Annotated in this window: 18 protein-coding genes; 13 read left to right on the top strand and 5 right to left on the bottom strand. The window is 66.0% G+C overall.

Going from position 1 to position 18,539, the window contains the following annotated elements:
- Positions 1-57 precede the first annotated feature (57 nt).
- The gene (locus FB478_RS17000) at positions 58-573 is read right to left on the bottom strand and encodes a MarR family winged helix-turn-helix transcriptional regulator (protein WP_043425008.1); all 516 of its coding nucleotides are present in this window, start codon (positions 571-573) and stop codon (positions 58-60) included.
- A gap of 156 nt (positions 574-729) precedes the next feature.
- On the opposite strand from FB478_RS17000, the gene FB478_RS16995 reads away from it, so the two are divergent.
- The 5 genes from FB478_RS16995 to FB478_RS16975 all read left to right on the top strand — a co-directional run bounded on the left by FB478_RS16995 (position 730) and on the right by FB478_RS16975 (position 5,917).
- The gene (locus FB478_RS16995) at positions 730-1,233 is read left to right on the top strand and encodes a GNAT family N-acetyltransferase (RefSeq protein ID WP_018769769.1); all 504 of its coding nucleotides are present in this window, start codon (positions 730-732) and stop codon (positions 1,231-1,233) included.
- A 77-nt stretch (positions 1,234-1,310) separates the two neighbouring features.
- A complete protein-coding gene (locus FB478_RS16990; RefSeq protein ID WP_018769770.1) occupies positions 1,311-1,745 on the top strand; it encodes an acyl-CoA thioesterase in 435 nt (144 codons plus the stop codon).
- Positions 1,746-1,913: 168 nt separating this feature from the next.
- Positions 1,914-2,990 carry an extracellular solute-binding protein gene (locus FB478_RS16985; protein WP_144601157.1) on the top strand — a complete coding sequence of 359 codons (1,077 nt, stop codon included), beginning with the start codon at positions 1,914-1,916 and terminating at the stop codon, positions 2,988-2,990.
- 45 nt (positions 2,991-3,035) lie between these two features.
- Positions 3,036-4,100, top strand: a complete 1,065-nt coding sequence (locus tag FB478_RS16980) for an ABC transporter ATP-binding protein (protein ID WP_144601156.1) — start codon at positions 3,036-3,038, stop codon at positions 4,098-4,100.
- A complete protein-coding gene (locus tag FB478_RS16975) occupies positions 4,097-5,917 on the top strand; it encodes an iron ABC transporter permease (protein ID WP_144601155.1) in 1,821 nt (606 codons plus the stop codon). Before FB478_RS16980 ends, FB478_RS16975 begins: the two co-directional genes overlap by 4 nt.
- 1 nt (position 5,918) lies before the next feature.
- On the opposite strand, the gene FB478_RS16970 is transcribed toward FB478_RS16975, so the two are convergent.
- Positions 5,919-6,974, bottom strand: a complete 1,056-nt coding sequence (locus FB478_RS16970) for an FAD-dependent monooxygenase (protein ID WP_144601154.1) — start codon at positions 6,972-6,974, stop codon at positions 5,919-5,921.
- 57 nt (positions 6,975-7,031) lie between these two features.
- Here FB478_RS16970 and FB478_RS16965 point away from each other — a divergent pair, with 57 nt between their 5' ends.
- Positions 7,032-7,571 (top strand): TetR/AcrR family transcriptional regulator, encoded by a 540-nt coding sequence (locus FB478_RS16965; protein WP_056392537.1) that lies wholly within the window; start codon positions 7,032-7,034, stop codon positions 7,569-7,571.
- 40 nt (positions 7,572-7,611) lie between these two features.
- Here FB478_RS16965 and FB478_RS16960 read toward each other — a convergent pair whose 3' ends face one another.
- Entirely contained in the window at positions 7,612-8,799 is a 1,188-nt protein-coding gene (locus FB478_RS16960; RefSeq protein ID WP_134164884.1) for a 4-hydroxybenzoate 3-monooxygenase, read from the bottom strand.
- Between the two features lie 113 nt (positions 8,800-8,912).
- Entirely contained in the window at positions 8,913-9,656 is a 744-nt protein-coding gene (locus FB478_RS16955; RefSeq protein ID WP_134164958.1) for an IclR family transcriptional regulator, read from the bottom strand.
- Positions 9,657-9,871: 215 nt separating this feature from the next.
- Here FB478_RS16955 and FB478_RS16950 point away from each other — a divergent pair, with 215 nt between their 5' ends.
- A complete protein-coding gene (locus tag FB478_RS16950) occupies positions 9,872-11,041 on the top strand; it encodes an aromatic acid/H+ symport family MFS transporter (protein WP_144601153.1) in 1,170 nt (389 codons plus the stop codon).
- A gap of 52 nt (positions 11,042-11,093) precedes the next feature.
- On the opposite strand, the gene FB478_RS16945 is transcribed toward FB478_RS16950, so the two are convergent.
- Positions 11,094-12,158 carry an FUSC family protein gene (locus tag FB478_RS16945; protein WP_134164882.1) on the bottom strand — a complete coding sequence of 355 codons (1,065 nt, stop codon included), beginning with the start codon at positions 12,156-12,158 and terminating at the stop codon, positions 11,094-11,096.
- 153 nt (positions 12,159-12,311) lie between these two features.
- On the opposite strand from FB478_RS16945, the gene FB478_RS16940 reads away from it, so the two are divergent.
- The 6 genes from FB478_RS16940 to FB478_RS16915 all read left to right on the top strand — a co-directional run bounded on the left by FB478_RS16940 (position 12,312) and on the right by FB478_RS16915 (position 18,537).
- Entirely contained in the window at positions 12,312-13,154 is an 843-nt protein-coding gene (locus FB478_RS16940; protein WP_134164881.1) for an ACT domain-containing protein, read from the top strand.
- Between the two features lie 285 nt (positions 13,155-13,439).
- Positions 13,440-14,798 (top strand): MFS transporter, encoded by a 1,359-nt coding sequence (locus FB478_RS16935; RefSeq protein WP_056392441.1) that lies wholly within the window; start codon positions 13,440-13,442, stop codon positions 14,796-14,798.
- A 78-nt stretch (positions 14,799-14,876) separates the two neighbouring features.
- Positions 14,877-15,560: a GntR family transcriptional regulator gene (locus FB478_RS16930; RefSeq protein ID WP_018769782.1), complete on the top strand. Its 684-nt coding sequence runs from the start codon at positions 14,877-14,879 to the stop codon at positions 15,558-15,560.
- Positions 15,557-16,345, top strand: a complete 789-nt coding sequence (locus FB478_RS16925; RefSeq protein ID WP_056392439.1) for an aspartate/glutamate racemase family protein — start codon at positions 15,557-15,559, stop codon at positions 16,343-16,345. The genes FB478_RS16930 and FB478_RS16925 overlap by 4 nt, the downstream gene beginning before the upstream one ends.
- Before the next feature lie 30 nt (positions 16,346-16,375).
- Positions 16,376-17,803, top strand: coding sequence for an amidohydrolase family protein (locus tag FB478_RS16920; RefSeq protein ID WP_144601152.1), 1,428 nt, complete (start codon positions 16,376-16,378; stop codon positions 17,801-17,803).
- Positions 17,804-17,811: 8 nt separating this feature from the next.
- Positions 17,812-18,537, top strand: coding sequence for an aspartate/glutamate racemase family protein (locus tag FB478_RS16915; protein ID WP_056392435.1), 726 nt, complete (start codon positions 17,812-17,814; stop codon positions 18,535-18,537).
- Positions 18,538-18,539: the final 2 nt, after the last annotated feature.

Raw genomic sequence — 18,539 nt, 5'->3', positions numbered from 1 at the left:
AGCAACTTTGGGAACAATCGTAAGCTTACATATAACTAGTTGATCTAGCTAGTCCACCTAGTGAATTTTCTGGTCCTTGCCTTCGGGCGCCTGGAGCGCGTCCGTCATCCGCTGGAGGAAATCGACCACGACCCGGGCCTCCTCCGCGGTCAGGCCTTCCGCCACCTGCATCATGCGCCGGTGCATGGCGCCGAGCGTCTCGCGGACCTCCTTGTCCGATTCAACGGTGGGGATGACCACCACGGACCGGCGGTCCGAGGGATGCGCCTCGCGGCGAACGTGGCCGCTGGCCACCAGCCGGTCGATCAGCGAGGTTGTGGAAGCGCTAGTAATATTGAGGAACTGGCTCAGGTCCTTGGGGACAACCTGCTTGCCTGAGGCCTGCACACGCAGCAGATACCGCAGCGCGAGAATGTCGGTTTCCCCCATGCCCATGGAGTCCCTGGTGGTGCGGCGGATTTCGGTTTCGGCCGCGCGGTAGTCGCGGAGCGACTTCAGCACCGCAGCACTGTAGTCCAGCTGCCCGTCGGGCCCGTACCAGTAGCCGGATCCCTCGTTGCCCATAGAAGCCATGGATTTATTTTAGACCAGCTGGTAACTAGGCTGCCAAGTAACCTGCCCAGCCGCGTCAACATCCGCGTTATCCAGGTGCTTACCGCCAGGAAACACCTGTGTAACTCCCCGCGCCTAGCCTTATCAGGCATACCCCTCCGGCGAATCGAGGCAGATATGCAGACCAACCCCAGGCTGAACATCCGGCAGGTCCCCTGGTCCAACCCCGTGGGCGCCGACCTCCGCCGCGCCCAGCAGGCCGAACTTGACGCCCGCTTTGGCCGGCCTGACCACGAACCCGGCCCGCCGCCGTCGGGCGCCGACTGTGCGGTGTTCCTGGTGGCGTACGACAAGGGTTCGGGGCAGCCTGTGGGCTGCGGGGGGCTGCGGCTCCTGGACGGATCGACGGCGGAAATCAAGCGCCTCTACGTACTGCCGTACACGCGGGGATCCGGGGTGGCCAGCTCCATCCTGGCGGCCCTGGAAGCGGAGGCCTTCAGGCAGGGCATTACCCGCATCAAGGCAGAGGCGGGGTCCGCGCAGCCGGACGGCCGGAACTTCTACGAGAATTCGGGATTCGAGGCCATCCCGAACTTCGGGCCCTACGTCGGGGTGGAACACTCGTACTGCTACGCCAAGAGCATCAATGCCCGCAGCGCGGCGCAAACCGCCATGGCCTAGCAGTGGAGCCCGTGGCACCGGTGCCGGCGCGCCGTCACACTGGAAGGGCGCACCGCCCCGTCGGCTAATCTCAGCCTATGGAAACAGCGGACATCACCTTCCGGACCCGCAAGTGGGTGCGGCCCGAGGACCTCAACGCCAACGGGACGCTCTTCGGCGGCAGCCTGCTGAAATGGATTGACGAAGAGGCCGCCATCTATGCCATCCTCCAGCTGGGAAACGGCCGCGCCGTCACCAAGTACATTTCGGAGATCAACTTCGTCAGCTCGGCCGTCCAGGGCGACCTCATCGAGATGGGCCTCACGGCCACCCGGTTTGGCCGGACCTCCCTCACCATGCGCGCCGAGGTCCGCAACATGATCACGCGGCAAAGCATCCTCACCATCGAGGAGATCGTGTTCGTGAACCTGAACCAGGACGGCAAGCCCGAGCCGCACGGCTACACGGAGATCACCTACGACCGGGACCGGATTCCCACGCACCACCTCAGCGGTACCACGGTCAAGGACTAACGTTCGCCCCCGGTTCACGCCGCGGGCCCCCAGAGTTTCCCCATCTGGTCCAAAGTGGACAGCCGGGCTGTTTATCGAATCGATAGGTATAACAGCCCGGTTTTTGTCATGCGCGGCTATAGGCTGTGCGGACATGCTCCGATTCCAGTCCAGAAATGAGTCCTGATCGTGCGTAAATTGCAGACTTTGGTTGCCGCCGCCGTCGCCGTCACCCTCCTCGCCGGATGCGGTGGTGGATCGAACCCACCAACTTCAACGGGGGAAGCTTCCAAAGCTCCGCAAGGTGCGTCCGGGGACACCCTGGTTGTCTACACCAACTCCAACGGTGAAGGCCGGGGTGACTGGTTGGCCGCCAAGGCGGCCGAGGCCGGATTCAAGATTGAGATCGTGGGGGCCGGCGGCGCTGATGCCACCAATAAACTCATTGCCGAGAAGAACAACCCGATCGCGGACGTCGCATTCGGCTTGAACAACATGTACTTCTCGCAGATCAAGAACGAGGGCGCATTGGAGGCCTATCAGCCGGCGTGGGCAGGTGACGTGGACAAGGGACTCGGTGACGGCGAGACGTACTGGCCCCTCGTGAAGCAGGCGATCCTCCTTGGCTACAACTCTGACAAGTTCGCCAAGGATGCAGCACCGAAGGACTGGACTGACCTGTGGGCCAAGAATGAGTTCAAGAGCCGCTATGAAAGGGTCACCGGCCTGGGCACCGCCACAGCCCAGCTGGTCTTTGCCGGCATCCTCTCGCGCTACCGGGACGACTCAGGGGATTTGGGAATCTCCGATGACGGTTGGAAGCAGGTTGAGCAGTACTTCAAGAACGGAAGTCCCGCCGTGGCGAAAACCGACCTGTTCGCCCGCATCGCATCCGGTGAAGTGGACATGGGGCAGATGCCGTCCTCGATCATTGCCGATCGCGAAAAGTCCTTCAAGGTGAACGTCGACACGGTGATCCCTGCGGTTGGCGTCCCGCTGGCGGTAGAGCAGATCGCGCTGGTGAAGGGGACCAAGAAAAAGGACCAGGCGCAGAAGTTCATCGACTGGTTTGGCAGCGCCGAGGTCCAAGGCGAGTTCGCCCAGAAGTTCAACTCCATGCCGGTCAACAAGGGCGCCCAGGCAAAGGCCAATCCCGAGGTGGTGGGCTTCTTCGCGGATCTTAAGCAGCAGGACATCGACTGGGACTTCGTCCAGAAGAACATGGGTGCCTGGGTGGAGAAGATCGAGCTCGAGTACATGACGTAACCGTCCTGCCAGTCACCGTTCCGCTTTCCATCAGACAGGTATGCCATGATCCGCTTGGAAAACATCGAAGTTACCTTTGGCGATTTCACCGCCATTCCGCAGCTGGACCTGCATGTGCGCCCCGGCGAGTTCTTCACCCTCCTGGGGCCCTCGGGCTGTGGAAAGACGACGGCGCTGCGCACCTTGGCCGGCTTCATCCAGCCGGCCAAGGGTACGGTCCGGGTGGATGGGAAGGACGTGACCCGGCTTCCCAGCGACAAGCGGCAGGTGGGGATGGTGTTCCAGAATTACGCCCTGTTCCCCAGCATGAGCGTGTGGGAAAACATCGCCTTCGGGCTCCGTGTCCGGAAAGAAAAACCTGCCGAGAGCGACCGACTTGTGCGGGATATCGCGCGGCGCGTTGAGCTCAGTGATGAGCAGCTGGCGAAGAACGTGGCGGAGCTGTCCGGTGGCCAGCAGCAGCGCGTTGCCGTGGCCCGCGCCCTGGTGCTGCGGCCCAAGATCCTGCTGCTGGATGAGCCGCTGTCGAATCTCGATGCCAAGCTCCGCCACCAGCTGCGCCAGCAGCTCAAGGACCTGCAGAGTGAATTTGGCATCACCACCGTCTATGTCACTCACGACCAGGATGAGGCACTCGCCATGAGTGACCGCGTCGCGGTGTTCAACAAGGGCGTCATCGAGCAAGTGGGGACACCCCAGGACATCTATGACCATGCCGCCACGGAGTTCGTCTGTAACTTCATCGGCGACAGCTCAACCCTGACTCCGGACTTTGTCTCCGAGGTGAACCAACTTTCGGGGGCCGGCCTCAGCACCGACGCCAGATCCTACCTCCGCGTGGAAAAGGCTTCACTGGACCGGCCCTCCGGCGGAGGCACCGCCGTCGGGCTTCCAGCCACTGTGGTCTCCCGCACCTATCATGGCCTCCACAGCCGCTACGTTGTGCGCAGCCACGGCGCGGACATCCGCCTCCTTGTCAGGGAGAACGGAGGCACGCACCCGGAGGCCGGCACGAACACCACCGTCTATGTCCAGCCTGAACACATCCTCCAGTATCATCCGGAAACCGGTGTGTCGCTGCGCCGGGACCGGGCAGTTGCCCTGCCATGAGCGCCAACGCCACTGTGCGCAGCATGGGCCGTTCACCCTTCGTCCTGGTGGTGGGCGTCGTCCTCACCTGGTTCATCACCGCGTTTTTGGTCTGGCCCAACGTCAATATCCTGATTGCCACCTTCTTTCCTGACGGCAGCTTCTCGGGGCGCGCCGCGGAGAAGCTGTTTTCGTCGCAGCGGGCCATGAAGGCACTCGGCAACAGCTTCCTCCTGGCCGTGGCCCTTTCCGTCACCGTCAACCTGGTGGGGGTCTTCATCGTCCTGGTGACGCACTATTTCCGGATCCGCGGCTCGCGCATCCTCTTCCTTGGCTACGCCTCCACCTTCATCTATGGCGGCATCGTGCTGGCTGCGGGATACAAATTCATTTATGGGGACAAGGGCATCGTCACCTCGCTGCTGATCAAGCTGATCCCCGGAATGGACCCGGGATGGTTCTCCGGGTTTTTCGCCGTCCTGGTGGTCATGACCTTTGCCACCACCACCAACCACATGCTCTTCGTGGCCAACGCACTCAAGGGGATCGACTACCAAACCATCGAAGCCGCCCGGAACCTTGGCGCATCCCCCTGGACGATTCTTCGGCGCATCGTCCTGCCAATGCTCAAGCCCACGCTGTTCGCCGTCACCATCCTGTCGTTCCTGACCGGGCTGGGGGCTTTGAGCGCACCGCAGGTGCTGGGCGGCCGCGAATTCCAGACCATTACCCCGATGATCCTGACCTTCACCAACAGCCCCACGTCCAGGGACCTGGCAGCGCTGCTGGCGGTGATCCTGGGCCTGGCCACCATGCTGATGCTCGCCGTCATGTCCCGGCTTGAGAAGGGCGGCACCTACTTCTCGGTGTCCAAGGTGTCCTCCGAGCTGCAGAAGCAGGACATCACCAACCCCGCAGCCAACATGGCCGTCCACGCCGTGGCATATCTCCTGTTTGCCATCTACACGCTCCCGGTAGCCCTGATCGTGCTCTACTCGTTTGCCGACGGCGCGGCCATCCAGACGGGGCAGCTGTCGCCGGCCAACCTCACGCTGGACAACTACGTGCGCGTCCTCACCCAGCAGTCCGGGCTCCGTCCATTTGTCGTCAGTGTTGTGTACAGCGCCTTGGCGGCCGTTATTGCCGTCGGCGGACTGCTCTTCGTGGCCCGGCTGCTGCAGAAATACAAAAACTGGGTGGCCTCGGCCTTCGAGTACCTGCTGCACATTCCCTGGATCCTGCCGTCTGCGCTGCTGGCTTTGGGCCTGATCGTCAGCTACGACCACCCCAGCCCGCTGGTGGGCGGTGCCGTGCTCACCGGAACAACGGTGATCCTGCTCATCGCATTCGTCACGGTGAAGATTCCGTTCACCCTCCGGATGCTCAAAGCATCCTTTGCCTCCGTGAATTCGTCGCTGGAGGAGGCTGCATCCATCATGGGAGCCAAGACGCTGTACGTCTTTCGGCGCATCCTCCTGCCGTTGGTACTCCCGGCGGCAGCAGCCATAACCGCCCTGAACTTCAACAGCCTGTTGGACGACTATGACACAGCCATCTTCCTGGCCCACCCGCTGGTACAGCCGCTGGGCCTGGTGATCAAGGCCAACACCGATGGCGCAGAAGGCACCGAGGGTATTGCCAACACGTTCGTCTACACGGTGCTCCTCATGATCATCACCGGCGTGACGATGTACCTGGTCTACGGCAGGTCGGGGCGGAGGCGGACCAGGAAACGACTGCCCGCGGTACCGCCCGTCCAGCAGGCTCCTGGAGGACTCCCCGGCGCCCAGGCCCCGGGCGGTGACGACGCAACACGGCCTGCCGCGGCCGTGCGCTGAATCACCTGCCGGAACTGCTGCCGACGGCGGCGCGTTTGTTGCGCCGCCGGGCCAGGTTGAGCAGGCCATCACGCAGCGGCTGGCCGCGTTCGGTGAGCGCGACGCGGCCCAGCGCCGAGGACGCCAGGCTCACCGCGCGGGTCCGGAACCTCCGCTGCCGGTCGTAGGCGCGCAGTGCCTGGTCTTCGGGCAGCGTGTTAAGCAGGTCCGCAAGTGTCACCGCGTCAACCAGCGACTCGCAGGCGCCGCGGCCAAGTGTGGGCATCATGGCATGGGCCGCATCACCGATGAGCGCAATCCTGCCACTGACGTAGGAGCCCAGGCGCGGAACCGTCCACAGGCGCTGGACCAGGCATTCCTCCGGCGTGGCTGCAGCAAGGGCGCGCCGGATGGCAGGTGCGTGGCCCGCATAGCGCTCCCGGGCCTGTTCCAGCGCTGACGGAACGTCGATCCCGTAGGGGCCAAGTCCGGACCGGTAACTGGCGTACCAGAAGGACCCGCCCCGGGCGGCGGCCATGCCGAACAGGTCCCCGCGGCCCCAGTACTCGCCCACCTCGTCCGGGGCAACCGGAGTAGGCAGGGTCCCGCGGAGGGCGAGGTAGGGCGTCAGACGTGCGTCCGCGCCGGGACCCCAGGCCGTGCTACGGACAACGCTGTGGACGCCATCGGCGCCAACCACCAGTCCCCCGTCCGCGGGCAGCCCCCGTATCTGGCTGGTGGCCCGGCGGACGCTCCCCGGGACGGCCGTGTCCAGGAGCCGCAGCAGGTCGGTCCGGGAAATGCCGAACATTTCCCCGGCATCGACCGTAACCCAGGGCTCCCCCTGGGCGTTACGTACCGAACCGCTCCCGAGCACCGGGCTCACCGCCCGCGCCTGGTCCAGTATCCCCAGCCGGGCCAGGGCGCGTTGGGCGTTGGGCCACATCCCGAGAGCGTTGCCGACGGCGGGCAGTTCCGGACGCTTCTCGTACACCGTCACGTGGAAGCGGTTGGGGTCCAACGCCGCCGCGAGGGCAAGCCCGGAGATGCCGCCGCCCACGATGGTGATCGTCTCCATACGCAGGATTCTACTACTTTTGTAGTGAATTGAAAGGAGTCCCACTAGACTGTGGTCATGCGCGACAGACGTACCCAGCTCCTTGATGCCGCGCTGTCCGTGGTGGCAAACAAGGGGCTGAAAGGCCTCACGCACCGGGCCGTGGATGCCGCCGCCGACGTGTCCGAAGGCACGACGTCAAACTATTACCGCAACCGGTCAGCACTGGTGGAAGGCGTCCTGGACCGTTTGCTGCAGCTGGACGCAGAGCTCCTGCAGCACGTTGGCCCGGCCGGTCCCCCACGGGACGTCGACCAGCTGGCCGGGCAACTGGCCGCGATGGTTCTCGCGCTGGCCCGGCAGCATGCCGGCCTCACCAGGGCCCGGCTGGCCCTGTCCCTGGACCATCCGGAGGCGGTGACCGGCGGGCACCACCTGCTGGTGGGCGGGCTGGAACAGGCTCTTGCAGCCCTGGGGGTGGCTGACGCAGCAGCACGCGCCCGGGATATCGCGGACTACGGCGACGGGGTGCTGTTGCACCTGCTTACCGTCAGGCGCGACGAGCAGCCTGACGCTGCCGCCATCGCGGCGGCCGTCCGGCGACTGGCAGGCCCCTGAACCCACCCCGGCCGACCGCCGTCGTCCTTCTCCCGCGGCTTTAGGCGCCGCCGGGCCAGCCCGTGTAGGCCTCGGCCAGGTAGGCCATGCCGTGGCGGGAGGAGACCACCGAGTTCAGCTCGCCGAGCTGGCGGGCGCGGGAGAAATCGTCCGCGTCGGCGGGGGTGTGCAGCATGGTGGTCATCCAGTACGAGAACTGCTGCGCCTTCCAGACACGCTCCAGGGCCCGGTCGCTGTAGGTTTCCAGCAGGCGGCCGGAACCGGAGTTGTAGTGGCTGTCCAGCCCCTCGAAGAGGACCTTGACGTCGTTGATGGCAAGGTTCAGGCCCTTGGCACCGGTGGGCGGCACGGTGTGCGCGGCGTCGCCGGCCAGGAAGAGGTTGCCGTGGCGCATGGGGGTGTGGACGAAGCTGCGGAACGGCAGCACCATCTTTTCCAGGACGGGCCCTTCCTTGAGCTCGAAGCCGTTGCCGTTGACACGGCTCCGGAATTCGGCCCAGATCCTCTCGTCGTCCCAGTCGGCCACGTTCTCCTTGGGGTCGCACTGGAAATACATCCGCTGGACTGTCTCCGTACGCTGGCTGATCAGGGCGAATCCGTTGGCCGAGTTGGCGTAGATCAGTTCATCGGAGCTGCGCGGGGCCTCGGCCAGGATGCCGAACCAGGCGAAGGGGTACTCGTGGAAGTACCACTTGCGGTGGGCTTCCGGGATCTGGAACCGGCAGTGGCTGCGGGAGCCGTCGGCACCCACCAGGAAATCCGCCTGGATCTCGAACTCAACGCCTTCGGAGTCGGTAAACCGGACTTTCGGGCTGCCTTCCAGGTCATGGACAGTGGTGTCGGTGACGCTGTAGCGGACGTCGCCGCCGTCGTCCTTCCTCCGCGCGGCGAGGTCCAGGAAGACGTCCGTCTGCGGGTACAGCCAGACGGACTCGCCCACGAGGTCCTTGAAGTCGATGCGGTGGCTCTCGCCGTTGAACCGCAGTTCGATGCCATCGTGCCGGTCGCCCTCGCGCAGCACACGGTCCGAGACCCCGCTGTCCACCAGCAGGTTGACCGTCCCGTGCTCCAGGATGCCGGCGCGGACGGTGTGGGCAATCTCCTCGTGGCTGCGGACCTCGATGACCGTTGACTCGATGCCTGCCTTCGCCAGGAGATGGGACAGCATCAGCCCTGCCGGGCCGCCTCCCATGATGGCCACCTGGGTGGTGATGGTTTTTCGTGCCATGACTGCGTCTCGCTTCGTTGCGGGTCCCGCCACGGGCGGCACCGGATCGGTTTGTCTGCCATCAGTGTGGGGGAAGCCGGGTGACCGGCGTTACAGAAATTCCGTTGAATGGTTCAGGCGTCCGCAAGTTGCCGGGCAATGCCCCGGGCGGCCGTTTGCAGTGCCGGAACCAGTGCCTGCAGGCGCATCTCCTGCAGGGGCACCACGACGCCCAGTGAGGCTACGGCCCGCTGCCGGCGGTCCAGCACGGGCACCGCGATCCCCCAGGTGCCCGCATCCACCACGCCTTTCAGTTGCGCAAAGCCCTGATGGGCGGTCTCTGCCAGCAGCGCCCGGACGTCGGCCGCAGCCAGCCTTCCTTCGGGATCGGTGAACTGGCCCAGGTACTCCTGCTGCATGGCCTTGTCCTGGTGGGCCATCAGCGCCAGTCCGGCGGACGAGATATGGATGGGCATCCTGCCCGCTACCTGCGCCCGGTTGGCCACCGAGCCCCGGCGGGACAGCCGTTCCACAAAGAGCGCCTCCCAGCCATCCAGCACCGCGAGGTTCACGTTTTGGTTCAGGACCTGCTGGATGTCCTCCATAAAGGGCATGGCTGCCTGCCGGAGCGCCAGCGCCGGCGAGGCACGGTTCACCAGTTCCCACAGCCTGAGTCCAGGCCGCACCATCCCGCCGGGAGCAGTCTCCAGCAGTCCGTAACCTGCCAGCTGGCCCACCAGCCGGTGGGTGGTGGTCAGCGGAAGGCCTGCCCGCCCGGCAAGGTCAGACAACTGGAGGGCATTGACATCCTGGGGAAACGCGGAGATCAGCCGCACGATCCGGTCCACCACGGAATCGCCGGACGGGGAGTTGGCCAGCGTGAACACCTGCTTCCATTGAATGGGAAAAGTTGTCCCAGATTACACCCGATAGTGATACAAACCTCACTGGGGATGTGGGCAATGCTGCCCACCCACTACCGGCAAAGCAGCCTGCCGCTCAAAACTCCTGGAAGATACACCGAGGTATTTCTATGTCATTTGCGCCATCCCAGCACCGTTCCAAGTGGCCAGTCTGGCTTTGCTGGCTGGCTATGGTTCTTGACGGTTTTGACCTGGTGGTTTTGGGCACCGTCATTCCCACACTGATCAAGACCCATGAGCTTGGCTTCGACGCGGTGGGTGCCACCTTGGCCGCCACAATCTCACTGGTGGGCGTTGGCGCCGGTGCCCTGTTCATCGCCCCGCTGTCCGACCGCTTTGGCCGGCGCCGCCTCCTGGTGGCCTGCGTCCTGTGGTTTTCGATCTTCACCATCGCCGTGGTGTTCGCACCCAACGTGGCGGTGTTCTGCGCCGTCCGGCTTCTTGCCGGGCTGGGACTGGGCGCCTGCCTCCCGGCCGCCCTGGCCTACATGAACGATTACGCTCCGGCAGGTACCGCCGGAAAGTCGACCACCCGGACCATGACCGGCTACCACGCCGGCGCTGTGGCCACGGCCTTCCTTGCCCTGCTGCTGATCCCGGACTGGCGGATGATGTTCGTCGTGGGCGGGCTGGCAGGCTTCGCCCTGGCACCCTTCCTGTGGTTCAAGCTCCCTGAAACCCTTCCCCCGGCTGCGGCAGGAACAGAACCTGCCGCAGCCCGCACGGGCTTCCGGGACCTGGCACGGAAGCCTTACCCCTTGGTGGCGCTGGCCATCGCGGCCGCGTCCTTCATGGGGTTGCTCCTGGTCTACGGCCTGAACACCTGGCTTCCGCAGCTGATGGCCGGCGCCGGGTACACCGTCAGCACCGGCCTGGTTCTCCTGCTGGTCCTCAACGTAGGGGCCGTGCTGGGCCTGGTGATCGCAGGGATCCTGGCCGACAAACACGGCACCAAGCGTGTGGTGCTGCTGTGGTTCGGACTCTCCGCGGTTTTCCTGGCTGTCCTGAGCGTCAAGATCCAGAATGAACTGCTGCTCAACGCGGCAGTCTTTGTCACCGGCGTGTTCGTCTTCAGCGCACAGGTCCTGGTTTACGCATGGGTCAGCCAGCTGTTCCCGGCAACCCTCCGTGCTACAGCCCTCGGCTTCGCCGCCGGGGTGGGCCGGCTCGGCGCGATCATGGGCCCCGCCGTCACCGGCACGCTGGTCGCTGCCAACATCGCCTACCCCTGGGGCTTCTACGTCTTTGCGGCCGCTGCCGCGATTGCCGTGGTGGCGCTGGTGACGGTGCCGCACACCATCGCTGCGGTCCGGGAAGCATCAGCCGCGGAACGTCCGTAACGCGTCACTGTCCGTCCCTGCCCCTGGTGTTGCAGGGACGGGCACAAGGCGGTCAGGCCGCCGTCGTCCTTTGCCTGATCCGGCGCCATGCGCCGGGCGCCAGCACCACGGCAATGCCGACGGCGGCGCCGATCACGGTCTCGATGATGCGGTCGCGCAGCAAGATGGAGGGTGACGCCGGGACCACCAGCAGTGTTGAGACCAGCGCGAGGGGTGTCACGAAAACCTGGGCCAGAAGGTACTGGCGGATGATGAACATCTCGGCCCCGAACTGGCACAGCGCCATCACCAGCACGGTTTGCCACGGCTGCAGGCCCACCAGCAGCACGGCCGCGAGGACCAGCAGGCCCAGGACCGTGCCGATGATCCTTTGTATGCCGCGGCGCACCCGGTGCCTGGTGGTGTGGCCCACCAGCGGCACCACGGCAGCAACCATGGCCCAGTAGTTGTGCCCGAACCCCAGGCGCTCCCCCGCCCACGTGGCCAGCGTGCCGGCAAGGCCTGCGGCCACCAGGTAGCCGAGCCCTTCAACCCAGGCCGCGCGCTTCTCCGCGGGAGTGCGGCGGATGCGGGGAGGCCTGGCCCAGGGAGTCCTGTGGCTGGGAAGGATGCGGGACGAGAAGCCGACCAGCAGGGCGAACACCGTGGTCAGGACGGCCACCAGCATGCCTTGCCAGAGCGGCGGCTGGTTGGGAATGGATGCGATGGCGGCGAAGGCGAAGATATGGAAGAGCGAGCCGCCGGGGCGCAGCCTGAGCCAGGAAATGGCAACCGAACAGGCGCCGGCCACCAGCGTGGTGGCCAGGACCAGCAGCCACGTGTGGGTGGGGGCGTCCAGGCCCCAGGCGGGACCCATGCGCGCCGCCAGCGCCGCCAGGAGCATGACGAGCAGCATCAGCAGACCGGCGCGCAGCTGCAGGATAAACCGGACGGCGTGGGGTTCGCCGCGGCCGTAGATTCCGGTGAAGGCGCCGAAGGACGCGAAAATTGCCAGGTCCAGCCTGCCGAGCAGCACCAGCGTGATCAGCGGAACGAAGACGCCCACGGCGCACCTGAACGCGGGGTGGTGGTCCTTGTTGCCGGGGGCAATGCTGAACATTTCAGCAAACAACTTCACGGGCAGCGCCTTCCTGGGGTGGATTCTGACGGGCGGCCGCGCTGACGTTCCTGATAAATCCTACGGTGCGGGACCCGGAAGGCCCCCGGCGCGTTCCCATGAATGGAATCGGGAGGCAATGCGGTGGAAACAGCACCGCACCATGCTTGTGTCATGAAGCGCCCTGCCCACAACACACCCGCTGCCGAACTGCGCTGCGAGGTCTGCGGCCTGATGCCTGAGCCGCCCAAGGCGCGGCTGACCTTGGCGAACGTCGCCGTGATGCTGCCCATCGAGCTGCTGGTCCACGCCCTGGTGGTGGAGACCCACCTTCCCTATGTGGCCAAGGTCCTGGTGCTGACCCTGACGGCCACAGTCCTGGTGATCTGGGTGGCCGAGCCCTCGGCTGCCCGGATCCTGCTGCGCTGGCTGCACGCCCCGGCCCTCCGGCACCGGCGGCAGCTGGCGTCGGCGCCGTCCCTGTGGCGGGCGCGGACGCTTCTCCAGGACCGGCCCGGTTCGCTGCAGCGGATCACGGCGGCGCTGGCCCGGCTGGACACCAACATCCTGAGCATCCACGTCCACCCGGTACCGGCTGGGGTCCTGGATGAGTTTGTCCTCTCGGTGCCCGGGGACGTGGGCGAACGGGAACTGCTGGCGGCACTTCACGACGGCGGCGGCAGCAGTCCTCACGCCTGGCCCACCACCGCCCTGGCCATGGCTGACGGGCAAACCCGGGCGCTCAGCCTGGCAGCGAGGATTGCCGCCACCCCGGACGAACTCCCCCTGGCGGTGGCCGAGCTGCTGCACGCACGGATTGTGCCGCCGTCGGACGCCGGCTTCAAAGCGTCCGACGACGGGACGCACCTTAAGATCCCCACGGCCTGGCATGGCCCCATCACCTTCTCCCGGCCGGATGAGCCGTTTACGCCGGCCGAGTCCGCGCGGGCCCACCGGCTGGCGGAACTGGCCGAGATCCTGTCCCACCGGCCGGACGGATCCCCCACGGCGCGTTGAGCTTTCCGCGCTGCTGCCGCCCGGCCTTACCCGTGCGCGGCAGTCACAATCCGTCAGCAGGGCCCCTGCAGCGCCCGGCCGGCAAAAACCCTTGACAGTGGCCGGAGTCACTTCTACCTTTGATTTTGGGATCCCAAATTGGGATCCCAAAAGTGCATTTCCCGCTCAACGCTCCGGATCGTCCAGCGGCCCCTGCCGGCAGGCGCAACAACCCTGCCCGGCACGTACGTACAACGCACCATTCGCATCCTCCCCATCCGTAAACTTCCCCGTGAAGGAGAAGCTGTGTCCATCCCAAACACTGAAACAACGGCCACGTCCGACGAGGCCACCCCCGGCACTACCGAAACGCGCGGAAAGGACGGAACGCAACGGCGCACCTCCGTCCGCTGGCGGCTGTTCCTGCTGCTCCTGGTCCTGGTGTCCGTCAACTACATCGACCGCGGCTCCATCTCGGTGGCCCTGCCCATCATCCAAAAGGAGTTCGACCTCGCCCCGGAACTGGTGGGCCTGCTGCTCTCCGCCTTCTTCTGGACCTACGCCCTGATGCAGATCCCTGTGGGCCTGCTCATCGACAAGTTCGGTCCCCGCAAGGTGATGACCGCCTCCTGCGTGGGCTGGGGCGCGGCAACGGCCGCATCCGGCATGGCCGGCGGCTTCCTGAGCATGTTTATCGCCCGCCTCGGCATCGGCGTGACCGAAGCAGGCGTCATGCCCGCCGGCGGCAAGCTCAACGCCATCTGGATGCACAAGTCGGAGCGCGGCCGCGGTGCCACCATCCTGGACGCCGGCGCCCCGCTGGGTGCAGGCCTTGGCGGCATCCTCATCGCCGGCCTCATCGCAGCGACGGGCAGTTGGCGCAGTTCGTTCGTCATCGCCGGCGCCGCAACAGTCCTGATGGGCCTGGCCGTCTGGTGGTACGTCCGCGACGACCCGCGGCAGCACCGCGGTGTCAATGCCGCCGAAGCCGAGTACATCGAAGCGTCGCACGCTGCCGAGGATGCCGAAGCTGAGCTCGACGGCAGCCAGGGCAAACGCGCACTGCTCCCCTACCTCAAGTTCCGCTCCTTCTGGGCGATGTGCTTCGGCTGGCTCGGCTTCAATGGAGTGTTCTATGGCCTGCTGACCTGGGGCCCGCTCTATCTCGCCCAGGCCAAGGGCTTCGACTTGAAGACCATCGGCTGGTCCACCTTCGTCATCTTCGGTGCCGGCTTCGTCGGTGAAATCCTGGGCGGCACCATTGCGGACAAGTGGCGTGCATCCGGCGCGTCAGCCAACCGGGTGATGCGCACCCTCCTGGGCATCTCGAGTGTCGTGGTGATCGGCGGCCTGGTGGGCGTCACCGTGGTCCCGGACCCCACCACCGCTGTGGTCCTGCTCTCCCTCGTCATGTTCTTCCTGCGCTGGGTGGGCCTGTTCTGGAGCATCCCCTCCATCCTGGGCGGCCGCACCAACGCAGGCGTCCTGGGCGGTGCCATGAACTTCAGCGGTAACATCTCCGGCTTCGTCACGCCGATCGCCGTCGGCCTGATCGTCGGAGCCACAGGTTCCTACACCTGGGCGCTGCTGTACTTCGTGGGTTCCGCGGTGATCATGGGCGCCTCAGTCCTGACGCTGAACTACAACAAGCGGCTTCCTGTCTAAGCTGACCCTCGCAGGGAAACTTGCAACCAACGCCCCCGCAGCCGGGAGCAGTGCCGTACAAAATCCGAATGGAGCATCATGCTGACCGCAGAAGAGACCCAGGACAAGGACCGCCCCCTCCGCGAGACTGTCCGGGATACCCTCCGCACCAGGATTTTCGAAGGACACTACGCTCCCGGCACGCGGCTGGTGGAACGCGACCTGGCAGCCGAATTCTCCGTCTCCCGGCTGCCGGTCCGCGAGGCCCTGCGCATGCTTCGCCAGGAAGGCCTGATCAGCGACCGGGGCGCCCGCGGGGCTGAGGTGAGCAGCCTCAGCCCCAAGGACGTGGAGGACCTCTTCGATGTCCGCCAGTCCCTGGAAGTCCTGGCCTGCCGGCTCGCCGCCAAACGGGCCACCAAGGAGGACCTCGCCCATTTGAAGGGGCTGCTGGACGATGCGGAAACCTTCCTGGCCAAGGGATCAGTGATGGAGGCGCACCGCTCCAACAGCGAATTCCACGACGCCATCACCCGCATCGCGGACAACAACTTCCTCAAGTCCGCCCTGGAACCCCTCCAGGGCCGCATGCACTGGCTGTTCCGGCATGTCAGCGACCTGCCCGAACTCATCCGCGAACACCGCGACCTGTACACCGCCATTGCCAGCGGCGATCCGGACAAGGCAGCCGCCCAGTCCGCATCACACATTGGAAAGTACCGGGACCAGTTTCCCGAGGACTTCCAGAAGACCGAACCAGAATTCCACCGGAAGAGAAAATGAAACTCCTGGTCATCAACCCCAACATCAGCGCCGATGTCACCGCGCTGATTGAATCCGAGGCGCTCCGTTCCGCCTCCGCCGGCACCGAACTGCTGGTCAGGACTGCCGGGCACGGCGTGGAGTACATCGAGACCCGCTTCGAAGCCCTCATCGCCGCGGGTGCCGTGGCAGAGATCATTGCCGAACACACCCGTCCCGGCGCAGACCCGGTGGACGCCGTGGTGGTGGCTGCCTTCGGGGACCCGGGAATGCCGGCCCTCAAGGAACTGGCCGAGGTGCCCGTCATCGGGATCACCGAGGCCGCCCTGTGCGCAGCAGCACTGCAGGGCCACCGGTTCTCCATCATCGCCATCTCGGACCGGATCAAGCCCTGGTACCGCGAGTGCGTGGAGCAGTTCGGACTTGCCGGACGGCTGGCCTCCATCCGTTCCATCAATGACTCCCTGACCAGCATCGCCTCCGTCCAGCAGGACTTCAGGGAAACCCTGCTGGCACTCAGCCGGCAGGCCGTGGCGGAGGACGGCGCCGACGTCGTGATCCTTGCCGGCGCCCCGCTGGCCGGCCTGGCCCGCGACCTCACGGGGCAGATACCCGTCCCTGTGGTGGATGGCATCTCCGCAGGCATCCGCATGGCCGAGGCCGTTGCCGCCCTGCAATCCGGGCCGCACCGCGCCGGCGCCTTCGCCCCGCCGCCGGCCAAGGACCGCAAGGGCCTGTCGCCAAATCTGGACGCGGCCCTTGCCGCCCGCCAGGAGCACGCCGGCACCCCCCAGCCCGCCGCCTAGCCAGAGCCCAACAACTTTAGGAGGACACCGATGTCCCACCAGCCACAACTCGTCATTGCCAACGCCATCGTGGTGAACAGCCACGGCCGCCGGGAGGCGCACGTCGTGGTCCACGACGGCCGCATTGCCCGGCTCGTCGACGCCGCCGGACCCGTCCCCGCGGCGGACCGCACCATCGACGCGGCGGGCAAACTCGTGATCCCCGGCGGCGTGGACGGACACTGCCACGTGGCCCAGGTCACGGGGCGATTCCGCACCCTGGACGACTACCGGACCACCTCCACGGCAGCGCTGTGGGGCGGAACCACCACCATCATCGATTTCGGAATTCCCCGCGACGCCCAGGAAACCCCGCTCGCCGCCGCCCTGTACAAGAAGGAACTCGCCACGGAGTCCCGCTGCGATGTTGCCCTTCACGGCGCCGTGGTCACCTGGGACGAAACCGTCCCGTGGCAGCTTGAGCAGCTGGCAGCGGAAGGCGTCCGGTCGGTGAAGATGTACACCACCAACCGGGGCACCACCATGGCGGACGGCGACACCATCCTGAAGGTCATGCGGGAAATGGTCCGGCTGGACGGGTTGACGTACATCCACGCCGAACACGATCCCATCATCGCCGACTGCACCGCCCAGCACGCGGAGGACGGGCGGATCGGCATCGAACAGCTGCACCGGACCCGGCCGGAACTGGCCGAGGAGATCTCGGTCAAGGAAACCCTGGCCATGGCCGAGTACACCGGCGCACCGGTGTACTTCGTCCACCAGTCCACGCCCGGGGCAGTGGACCTGGTGAGCGAAGCCCGCTCCCGAGGACTGGAGGCCTACTCCGAGACCTGCCCGCATTACGTCACGCTGGACGATTCCGTCTACGGATCCACCTTCCCCGAGTGGTTCGCCTGCTGCCCGCCCATGCGCAGCCCGGAAACCGTGGCCGCCCTCAAGGAGCGGCTGGTGTCCGGAGCCATCCACACCATGTCCTCCGACCACTCCTGCTACGACCTGTCCCAGAAGCGCGAGCGCACCGACGACGTGCGCGCCATGCCGCACGGACTGCCCGGCGTGGAGACGCGGATGCCGGTGACGTTCACCGCGATGACCTCCGCCGGGGCAACCGTGGAGCAGTTCGTGGAGGCTTTCGCTGCCGCGCCGGCACGGATCAACGCCGTGCCCGGCAAAGGCTGCATCGCCGAGGGGTTCGACGCCGACCTGGTGGTTTTCGACCCCGCAGAGGAACGCACCGTGAACGGCGCGGCCCTGCACATGGGAACGGACTTCTCGCCTTTTGACGGGAAGGCACTCACGGGCTGGCCCGCCGTCGTTGTTTCCAAGGGACGCGTGGTCCTGGACGCGGACGGCTTCCATGACCCCGGCGCCGTGGGCCGCTTCATCAACCGCACCGGCTTCCGGCAGCACCAGTCTGCTGCCCCCGAAGCTTCCCGACTCGCCGCCGCCCTCTAGGAGCCCCCATGCCTGCAAGCACACGCCCCCGCCGGATCGGCATGATCGTGCCGTCCTCCAACACCTGCCTGGAACCGCAGACCTACCGCATCCTGGGCGGCCGCACCGACGTCACGGTGCACTTCACCCGGATCCCAGTCACCCGCATCGCGCTCGATGACTCCTCCGACCGCCAGTTCGATCCCACAGTCATGCAGGAGGCAGCAGCGCTGCTGGCGACGGCGGACGTGGACGTGATTGCCTGGAACGGCACGTCAGGCTCGTGGCTGGGCCCGGCGCACGACCAGGAGTTGGCGGCCGGGATCAGCGGCGCCACGGGCATCCCCGCCACCACCTCCACGCTTGCCTACCTGGAAGCCTTCCGGACCTTCGGCACGGAGCGGATCGGCCTGTTCACCCCCTACACCGCGGACGTGAACCACCGGGTCATCGCCTGCTACGAGCGCGAAGGCATCAAGACCGTGGACCACCGGGCGCTGGGTTTGAGCGACAACGAGTCCTTTGCCCGGGTCACCGACGACGAGGTGCGCCCGGGGTCCCTGGAACTCGCAGCCAATGCCCCGGACGCCCTGGTGTACCTGTGCACCAACCTCTACGGGGCCAACATCGCCGCCGAAATCGAGGACAGCACCGGAGTGCCGGTGTTGGACTCCGTTGCCGTCACCCTCTGGCACGCTCTGAAACTGGCAGGCGCGCCGTTGCTGGAACCACGCTGGGGACGGCTGCTGGGCTAAAC

The organism is Arthrobacter sp. AG367 (genome assembly GCF_007828995.1).
In the GTDB taxonomy this organism is placed as follows: domain Bacteria; phylum Actinomycetota; class Actinomycetes; order Actinomycetales; family Micrococcaceae; genus Arthrobacter.
The sequence above is the reverse complement of the archived record's forward strand: the minus strand, read 5'-3'. Positions and strand labels throughout refer to the sequence as shown.